This window comes from Citrobacter sp. XT1-2-2 (assembly GCF_023516235.1).
In the GTDB taxonomy this organism is placed as follows: domain Bacteria; phylum Pseudomonadota; class Gammaproteobacteria; order Enterobacterales; family Enterobacteriaceae; genus Citrobacter; species Citrobacter werkmanii.
In genome coordinates, this window is record NZ_CP097324.1 from 140,811 (window position 1) to 158,899 (window position 18,089).

15 protein-coding genes are annotated in these 18,089 nt (G+C 53.5%); 8 read left to right on the forward strand and 7 right to left on the reverse strand.

Annotation, left to right across the window (positions count from 1 at the left end; genetic code table 11):
• Positions 1-176: 176 nt before the first annotated feature.
• The 4 genes from lldD to M4I31_RS00710 all read right to left on the reverse strand — a co-directional run bounded on the left by lldD (position 177) and on the right by M4I31_RS00710 (position 4,415).
• The gene (lldD, locus tag M4I31_RS00695) at positions 177-1,367 is read right to left on the reverse strand and encodes an FMN-dependent L-lactate dehydrogenase LldD (RefSeq protein ID WP_038635300.1); all 1,191 of its coding nucleotides are present in this window, start codon (positions 1,365-1,367) and stop codon (positions 177-179) included.
• Positions 1,364-2,140, reverse strand: coding sequence for a transcriptional regulator LldR (gene lldR, locus M4I31_RS00700; RefSeq protein WP_006687599.1), 777 nt, complete (start codon positions 2,138-2,140; stop codon positions 1,364-1,366). Before lldR ends, lldD begins: the two co-directional genes overlap by 4 nt.
• Positions 2,137-3,792: an L-lactate permease gene (gene lldP / locus M4I31_RS00705; RefSeq protein WP_038635296.1), complete on the reverse strand. Its 1,656-nt coding sequence runs from the start codon at positions 3,790-3,792 to the stop codon at positions 2,137-2,139. The genes lldR and lldP overlap by 4 nt, the downstream gene beginning before the upstream one ends.
• Before the next feature lie 260 nt (positions 3,793-4,052).
• Entirely contained in the window at positions 4,053-4,415 is a 363-nt protein-coding gene (locus M4I31_RS00710) for a YibL family ribosome-associated protein (protein ID WP_038635293.1), read from the reverse strand.
• A gap of 293 nt (positions 4,416-4,708) precedes the next feature.
• On the opposite strand from M4I31_RS00710, the gene M4I31_RS00715 reads away from it, so the two are divergent.
• A complete protein-coding gene (locus M4I31_RS00715) occupies positions 4,709-4,915 on the forward strand; it encodes a hypothetical protein (RefSeq protein ID WP_003827334.1) in 207 nt (68 codons plus the stop codon).
• 12 nt (positions 4,916-4,927) lie between these two features.
• Here the strand turns inward: M4I31_RS00715 and mtlR are convergent, their stop codons facing one another.
• From mtlR to mtlA, 3 genes are all read right to left on the reverse strand, one after another.
• Positions 4,928-5,518 (reverse strand): mannitol operon repressor MtlR, encoded by a 591-nt coding sequence (mtlR, locus tag M4I31_RS00720; protein WP_005120486.1) that lies wholly within the window; start codon positions 5,516-5,518, stop codon positions 4,928-4,930.
• Positions 5,515-6,663 carry a mannitol-1-phosphate 5-dehydrogenase gene (gene mtlD / locus M4I31_RS00725; RefSeq protein WP_121529697.1) on the reverse strand — a complete coding sequence of 383 codons (1,149 nt, stop codon included), beginning with the start codon at positions 6,661-6,663 and terminating at the stop codon, positions 5,515-5,517. Before mtlD ends, mtlR begins: the two co-directional genes overlap by 4 nt.
• 230 nt (positions 6,664-6,893) lie before the next feature.
• Positions 6,894-8,810: a PTS mannitol transporter subunit IICBA gene (gene mtlA, locus M4I31_RS00730; protein WP_038635284.1), complete on the reverse strand. Its 1,917-nt coding sequence runs from the start codon at positions 8,808-8,810 to the stop codon at positions 6,894-6,896.
• A gap of 530 nt (positions 8,811-9,340) precedes the next feature.
• Between mtlA and M4I31_RS00735 the strand changes: the two genes are divergently transcribed.
• The 7 genes from M4I31_RS00735 (at position 9,341) to aldB (ending at position 17,849) form a co-directional block, all read left to right on the forward strand.
• The gene (locus M4I31_RS00735) at positions 9,341-9,703 is read left to right on the forward strand and encodes a DUF3302 domain-containing protein (RefSeq protein ID WP_069323722.1); all 363 of its coding nucleotides are present in this window, start codon (positions 9,341-9,343) and stop codon (positions 9,701-9,703) included.
• A 2-nt stretch (positions 9,704-9,705) separates the two neighbouring features.
• Positions 9,706-10,842 carry an HlyD family secretion protein gene (locus tag M4I31_RS00740; protein WP_038635278.1) on the forward strand — a complete coding sequence of 379 codons (1,137 nt, stop codon included), beginning with the start codon at positions 9,706-9,708 and terminating at the stop codon, positions 10,840-10,842.
• Between the two features lie 96 nt (positions 10,843-10,938).
• Positions 10,939-11,547 (forward strand): glutathione S-transferase, encoded by a 609-nt coding sequence (locus tag M4I31_RS00745; RefSeq protein WP_085049093.1) that lies wholly within the window; start codon positions 10,939-10,941, stop codon positions 11,545-11,547.
• A gap of 98 nt (positions 11,548-11,645) precedes the next feature.
• Positions 11,646-13,037: an L-seryl-tRNA(Sec) selenium transferase gene (selA, locus tag M4I31_RS00750; RefSeq protein WP_085049092.1), complete on the forward strand. Its 1,392-nt coding sequence runs from the start codon at positions 11,646-11,648 to the stop codon at positions 13,035-13,037.
• The gene (gene selB / locus M4I31_RS00755; protein WP_085049091.1) at positions 13,034-14,881 is read left to right on the forward strand and encodes a selenocysteine-specific translation elongation factor; all 1,848 of its coding nucleotides are present in this window, start codon (positions 13,034-13,036) and stop codon (positions 14,879-14,881) included. The genes selA and selB overlap by 4 nt, the downstream gene beginning before the upstream one ends.
• A gap of 185 nt (positions 14,882-15,066) precedes the next feature.
• Positions 15,067-16,218 (forward strand): L-threonine dehydrogenase, encoded by a 1,152-nt coding sequence (gene yiaY, locus M4I31_RS00760; RefSeq protein ID WP_038635267.1) that lies wholly within the window; start codon positions 15,067-15,069, stop codon positions 16,216-16,218.
• Between the two features lie 92 nt (positions 16,219-16,310).
• Positions 16,311-17,849, forward strand: a complete 1,539-nt coding sequence (gene aldB / locus M4I31_RS00765; RefSeq protein ID WP_038635264.1) for an aldehyde dehydrogenase AldB — start codon at positions 16,311-16,313, stop codon at positions 17,847-17,849.
• The last annotated feature ends 240 nt before the right edge of the window (positions 17,850-18,089 follow it).

The following is an 18,089-nucleotide window of genomic DNA, read 5'->3' on the forward strand; positions in this document are numbered from 1 at the left end:
ATTTGGTATCTGTATAAAATGCTCTTGTATTAGCTTGTATATACATTTGGCAGTTGGATAAAAAGTTGTCAAATATATTGGTTGTAAATGTTAACCAGTCGTTATTTTTGCATAAAAAATGGTCGGGCTGAAAACAGGCCGACCATACAGAAAACGCGATTTTACGGGAGAAAGTGCTATGCAGCGCTACCCTGGGCCAGAGGCGCTAATGCAGCAGGCAGGTTCTTACCCAGCTCCTGTACCAGTGAATCGCGGCTGATTTCGCTAATCGATTTCGCACCGGTTAAGGTCATCGCCACCTTCATCTCTTTCTCGATCAGGTTCAACAGGTTTGCCACACCGGCCTGGCCGTGGGTTGCGAGTGCGTACAGATAAGCACGCCCCAGCAGCACGCTATCCGCGCCCAGCGCAATCATGCGCACAACGTCCAGACCGTTACGGATCCCGCTGTCTGCCAGAATAGTGATATCGCCTTTCACCGCATCGGCAATGGCGGGCAGCGCGCGAGCAGAAGACAGCACACCATCTAACTGGCGGCCACCATGGTTAGAAACAACAATGCCATCCGCGCCAAAACGGACGGCATCGCGGGCATCTTCCGGATCGAGGATCCCTTTGATCACCATCGGGCCATCCCAGAATTCGCGGATCCACTCAAGGTCTTTCCACGAAATTGACGGATCGAAGTTATTCGCCAGCCAGCCAATGTAATCCTCAAGGCCGGTAGGTTTGCCAAGATAGGTTGAGATATTGCCTAAGTCATGTGGGCGACCATTCAGGCCCACGTCCCATGCCCACTGCGGATGGGTAACCGCTTGCCAGTAACGACGCAGCGCGGCGTTGGGACCGCTCATACCGGAATGGGCGTCACGGTAGCGTGCGCCCGGCGTAGGCATATCGACGGTAAAGACCAACGTGGAGCAGCCCGCCGCTTTGGCGCGTTCCAGCGCGTTGCGCATAAAGCCACGATCGCGCAGAACATATAACTGGAACCACATCGGACGCTTGATGGTCGGAGCGACTTCTTCAATTGGACATACGGAAACCGTGGAAAGCGTAAACGGAATGCCTTTGGCGTCAGCGGCAGCGGCGGCCTGCACTTCTCCCCGACGCGCATACATTCCGCACAGGCCGACAGGCGCGAGGGCCACGGGCATGGAGAGCGTTTCGTTGAACAGCTTTGTCTCAAGGCTCAGATCGGACATATTCTTCAGCACACGCTGGCGCAGCGCCACTTCCGACAGGTCTTCGACGTTACGGCGCAGAGTGCGCTCGGCATATGCGCCGCCGTCAATGTAGTGGAACAAGAACGGGGGCAAAATACGTTGGGCGGCGGCGCGATAGTCGCTGGCGGCTGAAATAATCATGTGTTGTTCTCCCTGCTATTCTCACCAGGGTCACCGGGCAGGCGGGTGATACGCGCCTGGCGGGCCTGATCTTCATCAAATTGTTTAATCGTGGTGTGGACAAAGCTGAGGTGCGCCATCATGGCCTTACGTGCGCCATCGGCATCACCGGCGACAATGGCGTCCAGCACGGCCTGATGTTGTTCTGTAAGCTGTGAAAATACGGGCGGCACAAGGTACATACGTTGGCGGCTCTGTTTAACCGAAGACTGCAATACGTCGAAGAAACCGCGCATGGTCTGTAACAGCACCACGTTATGCGAGGCTTCCGCAATGGCGAGATGAAAGCGCACGTCCGCTTGCGAAGCGAGATCCGGATCTTCGCTCTGCGTGGCCTCGAAACAGAGTCTGATCTTCTCTTTGTCGGCGCTGGTGGCCCGCATGGCTGCGTGCCAGGCGGTACTGGCTTCAATGGCGTGGCGGGCTTCCAGAATATCGAAGCTGTAATCAGGATCGTCCGCCATCAAGGATTTCAGCGGCTGAACGATGTTTTGTTCAGACCAGGCTTCATGCTGCCAGCGAACAAACGTCCCGCCGCCGCGACGGCTGATTAACACGCCTTCACTCACCAGCTTTGCTAACGCCTCGCGCAGCGAGTTGCGCGATACGCCGAGCTGTACGGCCAACTGGCGCTCAGCGGGCAACTTCATGCCCGCCTCCAGCTGTTGTTCTTCAATCAGCGCCCGCACACGAGAAGCGACTTCGTCGGACAGGCGTCTGGGCATCACAATCATGGAATCATCCAGGTTAATACATAGGCCTGCAGGGTGGTAATCACTCCCACCATGCAGGTGAAAATCAGGCTATGTTTCACGGTAAAGCGGAACAGATCAGACTCTTTCCCCACTAATCCCACTGCCGCACAGGCGATAGCGATAGATTGTGGAGAGATCATCTTGCCGGTCACGCCGCCGGTGGTATTTGCCGCCACCATCAGCACATCCGAAACGCCGATTTGCTGAGCCGCGGTGGCCTGCAGGGCGGCAAACAGGGCGTTAGATGAGGTATCGGACCCGGTCAGGAATACCCCCAGCCAGCCGAGGAACGGCGAGAAGAAAGTAAACGCGCTGCCGGTGTGCGCCAGGGCCAACGCCAGGGTTGATGAAAGCCCCGAGTAGTTAGAGATAAATGCGAATGCCAGCACCATCCCGATGGAATAGATCGGTAGCGCCAGATCTTTCAGCGTGTTGCCAAAGGTCTGCAGCGCAGCGGACGGCTTCATCTTCAGCCAGACGATAGACAGCAGGGCGGCAAACAGAATCGCGGTACCGGTCGCGGAGAACCAGTCAAATTTGTACACTGCCGCGTAGGCTGTGGCTTCGTGTACGACCGGCGGCATACGGGCTACCAGCTTGTCGAGGAACGGAACCGGAACATTCACTACCCAGTGGTACATTGCGCCACCCGGCGCAAACAGCGCTTTAAACGGTGGTATGCTCCACAGCGTGACGGTGGCTGTCAGGAACAGGAATGGAGACCAGGCGCGGATGATTTGCCCCGCAGTGTAGCGGGTGCGCGACAGGTCCATATCGACCTGCGAAGCGCCCATGTCGCCGAAGCGGAAGATACGTACCGGCTGCCAGCGTTTCAGGAACAGCGTCAGACACACCAGTGAGACCAGCGAAGAGATAATGTCCGGCAGTTCCGGCCCAATAAAGTTCGAGCTGAGGTATTGGGCGATAGCAAACGAGCCGCCAGCGACCATTACCGCAGGCCAGGTTTCTTTCACGCCGCGCCAGCCATCCATAATCGCCATAATCCAGAACAGCACGATAATCGTCAGGAACGGCAACTGACGACCGACCATCTGGCCAATCTCAAAGCTGTCCAGTCCGGTAACCTGGCCGGCAACCAGAATCGGAATGCCCATTGCGCCAAAGGCGACCGGCGCGGTATTCACGATCAGGCACAACCCCGCCGCATACAGCGGGTTAAAGCCAAGCCCCACCAGCAGCGCGGCGGTAATGGCGACCGGCGCGCCAAAGCCAGCTGCACCTTCAAGGAATGCCCCAAAGGAGAAACCAACGATCAGCATTTGCAGACGCTGGTCTGGGGTAATGGAGAGTATTGATGAACGGATGATGTCGAACTGCCCGGTTTTTACCGAGATTTTATAGACGAATACCGCTGCGATGATTATCCAGGCAATCGGCCACAGACCATAAAAGAAGCCGTACACCACCGAGGCCAGAGCGTGATCGACCGGCATTTTGTAGAACAGTAGGGCGACAGCCAGAGCAATCACCACCGTCCATGACGCAGCAACATAGCCTTTCAGCTTGAGCTTAATCAGGGCGAAGAAAAAGAACAGGATTGGGAGCGATGCGATCAGACTGGAAAGCCAGATGTTACCGGCTGGATCGTAGTTCTGTTGCCAGAGATTCATTGCAGGTCTCCTGGGGGCCTCAGACATAATGAAATGAGTCTTTGCTCATCTCTTCGTCACATTATGTGTAAAAGTGGCCCTGCCAATATTGTTGTGTAGGGGTAATGACAATGAATGGTTAATCAGATGTTATTTATTGGCAACGGTATTGTACGCGAATTTTAATGAAATGTGAGGTGATGGTAGGATCTGGTTATAATTGGTAGGGCCAATTGGTGGTGCGGGAAAGACCGGGCAAACGGATGTTGCCCGGCAAGAGATCAGAACTCGGTTTTTGCGAAGCCTGTCATCTCTTTCAGGCCCATTTCACGGCCAAGTTCGGTCATCGGGTGGACGACAATCAGACCACGCACGCTTTTCTTCAGCTTGCCCATGTCGGCCTGTTCTTTTTTGGTAATGGCGCGGCGAAAGGGAAGTTTCGTTAGCTTGTGCGCTTCTTTGCTCAGCTTCTGGCCGTGTACTTCACGCAGGCGCGCGATCTCGGCTTCCAGGGTTTCTTTCTCTTTTTCCAGCTCGGCATATTTGTCAGCGGCTTCAACCAGCGACAGGTCAGCCTGCTGGTGGCGGATAGCGTCCAGGCGATCGCTCAGGCGTTTAATTTCGTTTTTTTCGACTTCTTTCATAGGATAGCTTCTGATAAAAAATAGAATGTATATCTTATAGTATGCGCGCAGAGCGGGATTCTTCACAACAAATCGAAGATAAATAATCAAATGCCGCAAGTATTAATCAGCTAATGATAATATTACGTTTTTGATTGATAAGGAATTTTAAGCAATAAGATCGGCGATGGCGCTTTCTGTTGGCGGGTTGATAGCGAAGCACGTTTTCCTCAATATAATCGCCCAACCGATCCTAAACTTAAATGATCAACCGCGCAGGCTAAGCGTGGTTAATACATGGAGGAGGGAAGATTATGGCGAAAATAGGTGAGAATGTTTCGGTCCTTATTGATAAGACTGTTGATTTCATGGCCTCAAGCCAGGCTTTTCGTGAGTATCTGAATAAAACACCGCCGCGCAACGTTGTCCCTTCTGAAATACCGCAGGAGAATGCGCAGCTGTATCTGCAACGTCTGGCGTACTATCGACAGCTTTATCGACCGCAGCAGGAAGAGAAATAAGCCTGCATGGCCTTATTTTTGAAAGGCTTTTTTTAAGCTGATTTTAGAAATCAGCTCGGTCAGGGAAAGTACCATCGTGGAGCGTACCATTTGCTGGTAGCGCTGGATTTGCATGGCGTGCAAACCTGAGTCTGAGGTATCAAACTGTGGCGGTGGCGGGAGTGCCGTCACGCAGTGAAGCTCGCCAAACGGCCCAAGAATCTCGTCGTCGGTAAACGCATACTCATTGCCGTCGTGATTCAGCTCTTCCCGCAGCGCCATCAGAAGCTCCGCATCTTCATACTCCGGGCGACTGAGTACGCCCAGACCATAGATTAGCTTCAAACGAACCGAAAGATCGCCCAATGGACCGTCGCCGTCGAGCAACGGTTCTACGGCATATTTCACCGCATAGTCATCTTTGCGAAATACCTGAAGCACAAGGATATTCACCGCCTCGGTGAGCAGTTCTACGGCGGTGATGAGGAAGCTGCGTACGGTTTTGCCAGCATTCAGACGCTCAAGCACACGATTTTCAAAGGCCTGCGTTTGTTCCATTATTGCCTGCATATCTGACAATCTGTCATTCGGGCGCAGGCTGACCTGCGCCACATTCTCTATCATTTGGTCGCGTTATATGCGTTAACCGCCTCCGCCACCACATCACTGTTGGCATCCAGACCGGATACCTGCGCCAGCGCGGCCTGTGGACCTTTTTCGTCAATCAGCGCGGCCAGTTCCTGTGCCTGCGGATCTTCTTCACTGCGGTAATGCATTGCAGCAGCAATACCGGTAACCAGATTAACGTGCGGTAGACCATACTCCAGCGTGCCCAGCAGCGGTTTAATCAGACGGTCGCCTGCACTCAGTTTACGCAGCGGCTGACGTCCAACGCGCTCAACATCATCTTTCAGATACGGGTTTTCAAAACGACCGAGAATCTTCTGGATATAAGCCGCGTGTTTATCGGCATCAAAACCGTAGCGTTTGATCAGTACCGCGCCGCTCTCTTCCATTGCACCTTTTACCACTGCGCGGATTTTCTCGTCGAGAATCGCGTCACGGATGGTCTGATGACCGGTCAATTTTCCGAGGTACGCGGTTATAGCATGCCCGGTGTTCAGCGTGAAGAGTTTACGTTCGACAAATGCCATCAGGTTATCAGTTAATTCCATTCCCGGGATGTTTGGCAGCTCGCCTTTGAACTGCGTTTGGTCGACAATCCACTCGCTGAATGTTTCGACGGTAACTTCCAGCGGATCGTTGGTCGCAGAAGCAGATGGCGGCACGATGCGATCCACGGCGGAATCGACAAAGCCAACATGTTCTTCAACCCAGGCTTTGTCTTCATCTGCCAGCGCGTTCATGACGTGGCCTTTCAACTGCGTGGTTCCGCGCACCATGTTTTCACAGGCGATGATATTCAGCGGGGTAGAGATGCCCTGCGCTTTGCGTTTTACCAGCCCTTTAGCGATGGCCGGAGCGATACGCTCAAGCACAACCGGACCTACGGCAGTAGTGATTAAATCAACGTGGGCAATCAGATCGACGACATCATCGCCGATGCTGCTGACGGCGTTGACGCCGGAAACGGTATCAACCTGCTCGTTTTCACCCACAACATGAACCTGATAGCTATGACGGGCATTCAGGGCATCGAGCACGACCTGGTTTACATCTGCAAACGTCAGCTGTATCCCCGCGTCCGCCAGCAGTTTGCCGATAAAGCCACGACCGATATTACCTGCGCCAAAATGTAATGCTTTCATAGTATTAACCTTCATTAATGTTTTTACCCAAGAGGGCTGGGGTGAGGGACCGCATAGCTTTCCCCTCAACCTAACCCTCTCCACAAGGGAGAGGATATCGCCTTCATATTTCGAACTGCAGATGCGTTGGCTCTCCTCGCTCACCCCAGTCACGTACTTATGTACGCTCCTGGGGATTCACTGCGTTGCCGCCTTCCTGCAGCTCGAACTATTTTGGAGATACTTAACTGTTAAGCTTTTTTACCTGCCAGCAGTTCCAGAACTTCATCCACGCTGGTGGTATGGGCCAGACGTTCGATCACGGATTCATCATCCAGCGCGTTGGTCAGGCTGGTGATGACCTGGATGTGCTCATTGTTACGTGCGGCGATACCAATGACCAGACGGGCAATATCGTCTTCTTCTTCACCAAAGCGTACGCCTTCCGGGTACTGGCAGAACACCACGCCGGTTTTCAGCACGCGGTCTTTGGCTTCTACCGTACCGTGCGGTACTGCGATGGATTCACCGAGGTAAGTCGGCGTCAGCTTTTCGCGGTCCAGCATGGCATCGACGTATTCCGGCTCAACATAGCCGCCTTTCACCAGTTGTTCACCGGCAAAGCGAATCGCTTCTTCTTTGTTAGAGGCTTTCCGGCCAAGGAAGATATTTTCCGCACCCAGTTTGAACAGATGGGTATCACCCTCATCAAAGCTGTCTTTCAGGTGATCGCGGACTTTCTCTTCGTTCACGTTGTGGCGCTGTGCAGCGACCAGACGTTCGGTCAGGCTGGTATACAGACCGCTGTCGAGGAAGTTAGTCAGCGAGATGTGCTGTGCCTGAGGCACCTGACGCATCGCACGTTCAGTCAGGTCGCGGTGGGTAATGACCAGATCCACATCCGGCGGCAGATTGTTAATCGCGCTGTTGGTGACGGAAATCTGAGACAGACCGGCATCCTGCACTTTCTTACGCAGTACGCCTGCGCCCATGGCGCTGGAACCCATACCGGCATCGCAAGCCACGATGATTTTACGTACATGGCTCAGGTCGTTGGTCACGTCGCCAGCCGCCAGCGGAGATGCGCCTTTAGATTCCGCTTTCATGTCCTGCATACGACGGGTCGCCGCATCAATATCGTCTTCTTCTTTCACTTTACTGGTTTTCAGCAGGATAGCTGAGACCACAAAGGAGACCGCCATGGCGGCACAGATAGCAGCGATGTTTGCGAAGTAAGCGCCTTTTGGCGTCATCGCCAGCACGGCCAGAATCGAGCCAGGAGAAGCCGGAGAAACCAGACCGCCATTCAGGATGGTCAGGGTGAATACGCCAGTCATACCGCCAAGGATAACGGCCAGAATCAGACGTGGGTTCATCAGCACGTACGGGAAGTAAATTTCGTGGATACCGCCCAGGAAGTGGATGATAGCCGCGCCGCCCGCAGACTGCTTAGCGCTGCCGCGACCAAAGAACATGTACGCCAGCAGGACGCCCATACCCGGACCTGGGTTAGCTTCAATCAGGAAGAAGATGGATTTGCCCATCTCATGGGACTGCTGAATACCCAGCGGTGAGAAAATACCGTGGTTGATGGCGTTGTTGAGGAACAGAATTTTTGCCGGTTCAACGAAGATAGACGCCAGCGGCAGCATGTCATGGACAACCATGAAGTTAACGCCTGCCGCCAGAATTTTGGACAGACCTTCAACCAATGGACCAATGCCGAGGAAAGCCAGGATGGCGAGGATCATACCGATGATGCCTGCGGAGAAGTTATTCACCAGCATCTCAAAACCGGATTTGATCTTACCGTCTACCCAGTTATCGAATTTTTTGATGCAGTAGCCGCCCAGCGGGCCTGCGATCATGGAGCCAAGGAACATCGGCATATCCGCGCCGACGATAACGCCCATGGTGGTGATAGCACCAACCACGCCGCCACGCTCGCCGCCCACCAGCTTACCACCGGTATAACCGATCAGCAGCGGCAGCAGATAGGTGATCATCGGACCGACCAGCTTCGCCAGCGTTTCGTTCGGCAACCACCCTGTCGGAATGAATAATGCGGTGATAATACCCCACGCGATAAACGCGCCGATATTTGGCATCACCATATTGCTGAGGAATCGACCAAAGCTTTGCACCTTGATCTTAATATCGGATGACATAAAAACACCCCTTCTTATGTTTGCTATCGCGCAGGCTGAAAGCCCGAGGTTTGTTAATGTAGCGGCAGGAGGTAGCCGGACCCTGTAGATACTGCGAAATCTGGCACTGAATCGTTCAACTGTCCAGTCGACGGCCTTTAATGTGATGTTGGTCACGTAAATATAGGGTGTGTGGTGTCAGTTAATGTGATTTTCATCACAAAATAACGGTACAAAAAAACATCACAGTGCAAGTAATCGCTAAAAATGGCGGTTAAATGTGATCTTATTCACGTTTTTGTATTTGCTGTTTGTTGAATTTTTGTGATGTGATTCACAAAGTATTTTTGTCTCGGTTTAACCAAATGTGATCTGCGACGGGTTCTGGAGCTCATATTTTTCTTGCCAGATAAAGCAACTTAAAACCAGAAAAAATATTTTTTTTGTGGTATGGCGAAAACCGCAAACTGCGGTTATGTTCAAAGCATCAGCCAGGATGCGTACGGCTGCCGGCATAAAAAAACTCTAATTAGCGTGAATTCGAGGCAGGTATGTTTCTAAATTATTTCGCGTTAGGCGTGCTGATCTTCGTTTTTCTGGTTCTGTTTTACGGAATCATCGCCATCCATGACATTCCCTATAACATCGCTAAAAAGCGCAACCATCCGCATGCCGACGCTATCCATACGGCAGGGTGGGTAAGTCTTTTTACGTTGCATGTTATTTGGCCGTTCCTGTGGATTTGGGCCACGCTCTACCAGCCCGAAAAGGGGTGGGGGATGCAGTCGCACATCACGCCGACCGGAAAGGAACCTGACCCTGAAATCGCCGTGCTGGCCGCGCGTATAGCCCAGTTGGAAAAAAAACTGGATGGGGATAAAAAAATCGATAACTCCACCTTTCCGGAGATTTAATCATGGATTTGTTAATTGTCCTGACTTATGTGGCATTCGCCTGGGCCATCTTTAAAATATTCCGTATTCCGGTAAACCAGTGGACGCTTGCCACCGCAGCATTAGGTGGGGTGTTTATTGTGGCGGGACTCATCTTATTAATGAACTATAACCATCCGTATACCTTTACGGCGCAAAAAGCGGTTATTTCAATTCCCGTCACTCCACAGGTCACAGGAATTGTTAGTGAGGTAACAGATAAAAATAATCAGCTGATTAAAAAAGGCGAAGTGTTATTTAAACTCGATCCTGTGCGTTATCAGGCGCGAGTTGACCGGCTGCAGGCCGACCTGGTCACCGCGACCCACAACATCGACAATTTGAAAGCGCAACTGTCGGAAGCGGTCGCTAATACCACTCGCGTGTCTGCTGAACGTGACCGCCTGTATAAAGATTATCAGCGCTATTTGAAGGGTAGCCAGGCGAAGGTTAACCCGTTTTCCGAAAGTGATATCGACAATGCCCGCCAGAACTATCTGGCTCAGGATGCGCTGGTAAAAGGCTCAGTAGCGGAACAGACCCAGATTCAGAGCCAGTTAGACAGTATGGTCAACGGTGAGCAATCCCAGGTCGCCTCCCTGCGCGCCCAGCTCGCCGAAGCCAAATATAATCTTGAACAGACCGTTGTGCGTGCGCCCAGCAACGGTTACGTGACGCAGGTGCTTATTCGCCCGGGGACTTACGCCGCCGCGTTGCCTCTGCGACCCGTGATGGTATTTATTCCTGAACAAAAACGGCAAATCGTGGCGCAATTCCGCCAGAATTCACTGCTGCGTCTTGAACCGGGCGATGAAGCCGAAGTGGTATTCAACGCGCTGCCAGGCCAGGTGTTTAGCGGCAAGCTGACCAGTATCCTTCCCGTTGTGCCGGGAGGTTCTTATCAGGCGCAAGGGGCATTACAATCCTTAACAGTAGTACCGGGTACCGATGGCGTAATGGCAACCATTGAACTGGATCCGAATGCCGAGGTAGATGCGCTGCCGGACGGTATCTATGCCCAGGTGGCGGTCTATTCCGACCATTTCGCCCATGTGTCGGTGATGCGTAAAGTGCTGCTGCGCATGACCAGTTGGATGCATTACCTTTATTTGGATCATTGAGACCGTCATCACCTGCCATTTGCGCTGACCTGAGCCATACTAAGCTGTGCCCCCCAATCGTTGGGCATAGCTTTTTGTTGGCAAAAAGGACCCGGCATGAAACTCATTGGCAGCTATACCAGCCCTTTTGTGCGTAAAATTTCTATTCTGTTACTGGAAAAGGGCATCACCTTCGAATTTGTAAATGAACTCCCCTACAACGCGGATAGCGGCGTGGCGCGCTATAACCCGTTAGGAAAAGTGCCCGCGCTGGTTACTGATGAAGGCGAGTATTGGTTTGATTCTCCAATCATCGCGGAATACATAGAGCTGCTGGAAATTGCGCCAGCTATGTTGCCGCGTGAACCGCTGGCGGCGCTGAAGGTGCGTCAGTTGGAAGCGCTGGCAGACGGCATTATGGATGCCGGTTTAGTCTCGGTACGAGAACAGGCTCGCCCCGCCGCACAGCAGTCAGAAACAGAGTTGTTACGCCAGCGGGAGAAAATCACCCGCAGTCTGGATGTGCTGGAAGGCTATCTGGCGGACGGTACGCTGAAAACGGATACGGTTAACCTGGCCACCATTGCGATTGCCTGCGCTGTCGGCTATCTCAATTTCCGTCGGGTCGCGCCCGGCTGGTGTGTGGACCGCCCGCGTCTGGTCAAACTGGTGGAAACGCTCTTTCAACGCGAAAGTTTTGCCCGTACGGAACCGCCAAAGGCTTGATACACGTTATGTCCGCCTGAGCAAAGTCACGATACAATCCTTCCTATATCGATAGCCCTCTCCGCGGTGGAGAGGGCCACCAACAGCCAGGCCCTTTCATGACAACCGACATGCGTTCACTCTACAGCCAGCTTCCTGCTATCGATCGTCTATTGCGCGATAGCGCTTTCTCCGCCTTACGTGAATCCCACGGTCATACCCGGGTAGTTGACCTGCTGCGTCACATGCTCGACGAAGCCAGAGAAGCCATTCGCGACGCCCACGCGCTCCCGGCATGGTGTGAGGACTGGGCGCAAGAAGCCAGAACCCGGCTGGAACGTGAATCGCAAAGCGCGTTGCGTCCAGTGATTAATCTGACCGGAACGGTGCTGCATACTAACCTGGGTCGTGCGTCGCAGGCCGAGGAAGCCATCGATGCGGTGGTACAGGCGATGCGCACGCCGGTGACGCTGGAATACAGCCTGGATGATGCCGGGCGCGGACATCGGGATCGGGCGCTGGCGGATTTACTCTGTCGCCTGACAGGGGCCGAAGACGCTTGTATCGTGAATAACAATGCGGCAGCGGTTCTGCTGATGCTGGCCGCCACGGCTAACGGCAAAGAGGTGGTCGTTTCGCGCGGTGAGCTGGTGGAAATTGGCGGCGCGTTTCGTATTCCTGATGTGATGTGTCAGGCCGGATGTACGCTACGCGAAGTGGGGACCACCAACCGGACCCACGCGAAGGATTACCGTCAGGCGGTGAATGAAAATACCGGCCTGCTGATGAAGGTGCATACCAGTAATTACAGCATTGAAGGCTTTACGAAGTCGGTGGATGAGGCAGAGTTGGCCGCCATTGGTCGGGAGCTGGATGTACCTGTGGTGGCGGATCTCGGCAGCGGTTCGCTGGTCGATCTCAGTCAGTATGGTTTGCCGCAGGAGCCAATGCCGCAGCAACTGATTGCCGCAGGCGTGAGTCTGGTGAGTTTCTCTGGCGATAAACTGCTGGGTGGGCCACAGGCCGGAATTATCGTCGGTAAAAAAGAGATGATCGCCCGCTTACAGAGCCATCCGCTGAAACGTGCGTTACGGGCAGATAAAATGACGCTGGCGGCGCTGGAAGCAACGCTGCGGCTCTATCTGCATCCGGAAGCGCTGGCGGCGAAGTTGCCGACGTTACGCCAGCTCACCCGCTCGCAAGAGGCGATCCACACGCAGGCCCAGCAATTACAGGCGCAGCTTGCCGATCGTTACTGCGACGAGTTTGCTTTGAATGTGATGCCTTGCCTGTCGCAGATTGGTAGCGGTTCGTTACCTGTTGACAGGTTACCCAGCGCGGCATTGACCTTTACCCCACATGACGGGCGCGGTAGTCGCCTCGACGCGCTGGCCGCCCGCTGGCGTGCGTTGCCCGTGCCGATCATTGGGCGAATTTATGATGGCCGCATGTGGCTGGATCTGCGCTGCCTTGAAGACGAGACCCGGTTTATGGAGATGATGCTGAAATGATTATTGCAACCGCCGGACACGTTGACCACGGAAAAACAACGTTATTACAGGCAATTACGGGTGTAAATGCCGACCGTCTGCCGGAGGAAAAAAAGCGTGGCATGACCATCGATCTCGGCTATGCCTACTGGCCGCAGCCGGATGGGCAGGTGCTGGGGTTTATTGATGTTCCCGGACATGAAAAGTTTTTGTCCAACATGCTGGCGGGTGTAGGCGGTATCGACCACGCGCTGCTGGTTGTCGCCTGTGATGATGGCGTGATGGCGCAAACGCGTGAACATTTGCAAATTCTGCAACTGACGGGCAATCCGCAAATCACCGTGGCGCTCACGAAAGCCGATCGCGTGGATGAGGACCGCATCAATACGGTGCGTGAAGAGGTACACACCACGCTGGAAAACTATGGTTTTGCCGATGCGGCTCTGTTTGTGACTGCCGCCAGTGAAGGCCGTGGGATCGAAGAACTACGCGACCATTTATTGCAATTAACCTCGCGCGAGCATGCCCGCGATCACAGCTTCCGTCTGGCGATTGACCGTGCTTTTACGGTTAAAGGCGCAGGGCTGGTGGTGACCGGGACGGCGCTCAGCGGTGAAGTGAATGTCGGTGATACGCTGTGGCTGACGGGCGTCAACAAGCCAATGCGCGTACGTAGCTTGCATGCGCAAAATCAGGCTACTGAGCATGCTCATGCCGGGCAGCGTATTGCGCTGAATATTGCCGGCGATGCGCAAAAAGAAGCGCTAAATCGCGGCGACTGGCTGCTTTCAGATGTCCCGCCAGAGGCTTTTACCCGCGTGATTGTCTCTTTAGAGCATGCCGCGCCGCTGATGCAGTGGCAACCGCTGCATATTCACCACGCGGCCAGCCATGTCACCGGGCGCATCTCATTGCTTGAAGGAACGCTGGCGGAACTGGTGTTTGATACACCGCTGTGGCTCGCCGATAACGACCGCCTGGTGCTACGCGATATTTCTGCCCGCACGACGCTGGCTGGCGCACGCGTCGTCACGCTCAACCCACCGCGCCGCGGAAAGCGTAAACCGGAATATCTGCAGTGGTTGTCGGCGCTCGAAAATGCGCACACCGACGGCGACGCCCTGGCGCTGCATCTGTCGCGTGGGGCGGTGAATATTCCTGACTTCGCCTGGGCGCGTCAGCTCAATGGTAACGGTATGCGTCCGTTGATTGAGCAACATGGTTTTATTCAGGCGGGGTATAGCCTGTTGAATGCTCCCGTTGCCGCGCGTTGGCAGCGAAAAGTCCTCGATACGCTGGCGACCTATCACGAACAGCACCGTGATGAGCCAGGGCCAGGGCGCGAACGCCTGCGTCGTATGGCGTTGCCGATGGAAGATGAAGCGCTGGTATTGCTGCTGATTGAAAAGATGCGCGAGAGCGGCGCTATCCATAGCCATCACGGTTGGCTGCATTTGCCGGATCACAAGGCGGGTTTCAGCGATGAACAGCAGGCTATCTGGCAAAAAGCAGAACCGCTTTTTGGCGATGAGCCGTGGTGGGTGCGCGACCTGGCAAAACAGACCGGGACGGATGAGCAAATGATGCGCGTGGTATTACGACAAGCGGCGCAGCAAGGCATTATTACTGCGATCGTGAAAGATCGTTATTATCGTAACGATCGCATAGTGTCTTTCGCCAATATGATCCGCGAGCTGGACCAGGAGAAAGGATCGACCTGCGCCGCCGATTTTCGCGACAGGCTTAACGTGGGGCGTAAATTGGCTATCCAGATTCTGGAATATTTTGACCGCATTGGTTTTACGCGTCGTCGCGGGAATGATCATTTATTACGCGATGCATTACTGTTTCCTGAAAAACAATGAAACAATTAATTCAGAGATTAAATGAATTAATACAAAATATATATTGATTGCAATCAGCACATTAGATTATGAACCTAATGTGCTTTTTTATTTTGAATGTGATTAAAATAACAACCGCGATCATATTTTGCTGGAAAATGCACACGTATGCTTCCTGACTCTTTAGAGTAATTAAGGATCGTACAATGGCTGCTTCAACATTTTTTATTCCTTCTGTGAATATAATCGGCGCTGATTCATTAAAGGACGCGATGAATACCATGGCTGAATATGGTTTTCGCCGCACGCTGATTGTCACGGATGCCATGTTGACCAAATTAGGTATGGCTGGCGAGATTCAAAAAGCATTACAGGAACATGATATTTTCAGCGTAATTTACGATGGTACGCATCCTAACCCGACGACCAGTAACGTAGCTGCTGGCCTGAAAATGTTGAAAGAAAACGACTGTGATAGCGTTATTTCTCTCGGCGGTGGTTCGCCACACGATTGTGCGAAAGGCATTGCGCTGGTGGCCGCTAACGGTGGCTATATCGGCGATTACGAAGGCGTTGACCGCTCTGCAAAACCGCAGTTGCCGATGATTGCCATCAACACCACGGCGGGTACGGCATCTGAAATGACCCGTTTCTGCATCATTACCGATGAAGAACGCCATATCAAAATGGCGATTGTCGACAAGCACGTCACTCCGCTGCTGTCGGTCAATGACTCCTCGCTGATGGTCGGTATGCCGAAGTCTCTGACGGCGGCTACCGGTATGGATGCGCTGACCCACGCTATCGAAGCCTACGTTTCTATTGCTGCAACCCCGATTACCGATGCGTGCGCGCTGAAAGCGGTCACCATGATTGCGGAAAATCTGCCGGTTGCCGTTGAAGATGGCAGCAATGCTCAGGCACGTGAAGCCATGGCTTACGCACAGTTCCTCGCAGGCATGGCATTTAACAACGCCTCTCTGGGTTACGTGCACGCCATGGCGCACCAGTTGGGTGGCTTCTACGATCTGCCACACGGTGTATGTAACGCCGTGCTGCTGCCGCATGTACAGGTTTTCAATAGCAAAGTGGCTGCCGCTCGTCTGCGTGATTGCGCGGCTGCGATGGGCGTTAACGTGGCTGGACTGAGTGAAGAGCAAGGGGCGGAAGCCTGTATCGCGGCGATCCGTGAACTGGCGCAGAAAGTGAATATTCCGGCCGGTCTGCGTGAGCTGAACGTGAAAGAAGAAGATTTTGCCGTTCTGGCGACCAATGCCCTGAAAGACGCCTGTGGTTTCACTAACCCGATTCAGGCGACTCATGACGAAATCATGGCGATTTATCGCGCTGCGATGTAATTCGTGATACCTGTCGTAAAGCAGTAAAAGGCTGGCGAATTATTCGCCAGCCCCGTCTACCCTTGTAGTACCCCTACAGCAAGGAGACGGTCATGACCAATAACCCCCCTTCAACGCGTATTTATCCCGGCGAGTATGGTTACCCTCTGAAGTTAAAGGCCCGATACGATAACTTTATCGGCGGTGACTGGGTCGCGCCGGTGGACGGCGAGTATTACCAAAACCTGACGCCGGTCACCGGGCAATTGCTGTGCGAAGTGGCCTCTTCCGGTAAGAAGGATATCGATCTGGCACTGGATGCCGCGCACAAAATAAAAGATAAATGGGCGCAGACATCCGTGCAGGACAGAGCGGCGATTCTGTTTAAAATCGCCGATCGTATGGAACAAAACCTGGAACTGCTGGCGACGGCAGAAACCTGGGATAACGGTAAACCCATCCGTGAAACCAGCGCGGCAGACGTGCCGCTGGCGATTGACCATTTCCGCTATTTCGCCTCCTGTATTCGTGCGCAGGAAGGGGGAATCAGCGAGGTTGATAGTGAGACCGTGGCTTATCATTTCCATGAGCCTCTTGGCGTGGTCGGGCAAATTATCCCGTGGAACTTCCCGCTGCTAATGGCCAGTTGGAAGATGGCGCCCGCGCTGGCGGCGGGTAACTGCGTGGTGCTTAAACCCGCGCGCCTGACGCCGCTGTCCGTGCTGCTGCTGATGGAGGTCATTGGCGATCTGCTCCCGCCTGGTGTCGTGAACGTGGTAAACGGTGCGGGTGGGGAAATCGGTGAATATCTGGCGACGTCTAAACGTATTGCGAAAGTGGCGTTTACCGGCTCAACGGAAGTCGGCCAGCAGATCATGCAGTATGCTACGCAGAACATTATTCCCGTCACCCTGGAGCTGGGTGGGAAATCGCCCAATATCTTCTTCGCGGACGTGATGGATGAAGAAGATGCGTTCTTTGATAAGGCGCTGGAGGGCTTTGCGCTGTTTGCCTTCAACCAGGGCGAAGTGTGTACCTGTCCGAGCCGCGCGCTGGTACAGGAATCCATTTACGAACGCTTTATGGAAAGAGCCATTCGCCGGGTGGAGAGTATCCGTAGCGGCAACCCGTTAGACAGTGTGACGCAAATGGGCGCGCAGGTGTCGCATGGTCAACTGGAAACCATTCTGAATTACATCGATATTGGTAAGAAAGAAGGGGCGGATGTCCTGACCGGTGGACGGCGTAAGCAACTGGATGGTGAGTTAAAAGAGGGTTATTACCTCGAACCGACCATTCTGTTTGGTAAGAACAACATGCGGGTTTTCCAGGAGGAGATCTTCGGCCCGGTGCTGGCTGTTACGACCTTTAAAACCATGGACGAAGCGCTGGAAATTGCCAATGACACCCAATATGGACTTGGCGCTGGCGTCTGGAGCCGTAACGGAAATCTCGCGTACAAGATGGGCCGCGGGATTCAGGCGGGGCGTGTCTGGACCAACTGCTACCATGCTTATCCGGCACATGCGGCGTTCGGCGGCTATAAGCAGTCGGGCATTGGGCGCGAGACACACAAAATGATGCTTGAGCACTATCAGCAAACCAAATGCCTGTTGGTGAGCTACTCGGATAAACCGCTGGGGCTGTTTTAATATCCCGTCACTGACCGCCCGGTCGCATTTAGCGTACCGGGCATCAAGTTATGTCCTGCAGTTCAAAGTATGACAAGGGTACCCTATGGATTTCGTGTTGCTTCGAGGTGGCAAGAGAGGGAATCCCCAGGAGCTTACTCCGGTAAGTGACTGGGGTGAGTGAACGCAGCCAACAAAGAAGCAGCTCGAAAGACGACGGGTATATATAGAAACTCATATATCGTTATATAAATAACCCCA

Excerpts from the sequence above, each read along its gene's own strand:
- M4I31_RS00745 (WP_085049093.1), top strand. The coding sequence starts at position 10,939 with ATGAAACTCATTGGCAGCTATACCAGCCCTTTTGTGCGTAAAATTTCT.
- mtlR (WP_005120486.1), bottom strand. The coding sequence starts at position 5,518 with ATGATAGAGAATGTGGCGCAGGTCAGCCTGCGCCCGAATGACAGATTG.
- lldR (WP_006687599.1), bottom strand. The coding sequence starts at position 2,140 with ATGATTGTGATGCCCAGACGCCTGTCCGACGAAGTCGCTTCTCGTGTG.
- lldP (WP_038635296.1), bottom strand. The coding sequence starts at position 3,792 with ATGAATCTCTGGCAACAGAACTACGATCCAGCCGGTAACATCTGGCTT.
- M4I31_RS00715 (WP_003827334.1), top strand. The coding sequence starts at position 4,709 with ATGGCGAAAATAGGTGAGAATGTTTCGGTCCTTATTGATAAGACTGTT.
- mtlA (WP_038635284.1), bottom strand. The coding sequence starts at position 8,810 with ATGTCATCCGATATTAAGATCAAGGTGCAAAGCTTTGGTCGATTCCTC.
- M4I31_RS00740 (WP_038635278.1), top strand. The coding sequence starts at position 9,706 with ATGGATTTGTTAATTGTCCTGACTTATGTGGCATTCGCCTGGGCCATC.
- aldB (WP_038635264.1), top strand. The coding sequence starts at position 16,311 with ATGACCAATAACCCCCCTTCAACGCGTATTTATCCCGGCGAGTATGGT.
- mtlD (WP_121529697.1), bottom strand. The coding sequence starts at position 6,663 with ATGAAAGCATTACATTTTGGCGCAGGTAATATCGGTCGTGGCTTTATC.
- selA (WP_085049092.1), top strand. The coding sequence starts at position 11,646 with ATGACAACCGACATGCGTTCACTCTACAGCCAGCTTCCTGCTATCGAT.
- M4I31_RS00710 (WP_038635293.1), bottom strand. The coding sequence starts at position 4,415 with ATGAAAGAAGTCGAAAAAAACGAAATTAAACGCCTGAGCGATCGCCTG.
- yiaY (WP_038635267.1), top strand. The coding sequence starts at position 15,067 with ATGGCTGCTTCAACATTTTTTATTCCTTCTGTGAATATAATCGGCGCT.
- M4I31_RS00735 (WP_069323722.1), top strand. The coding sequence starts at position 9,341 with ATGTTTCTAAATTATTTCGCGTTAGGCGTGCTGATCTTCGTTTTTCTG.
- lldD (WP_038635300.1), bottom strand. The coding sequence starts at position 1,367 with ATGATTATTTCAGCCGCCAGCGACTATCGCGCCGCCGCCCAACGTATT.
- selB (WP_085049091.1), top strand. The coding sequence starts at position 13,034 with ATGATTATTGCAACCGCCGGACACGTTGACCACGGAAAAACAACGTTA.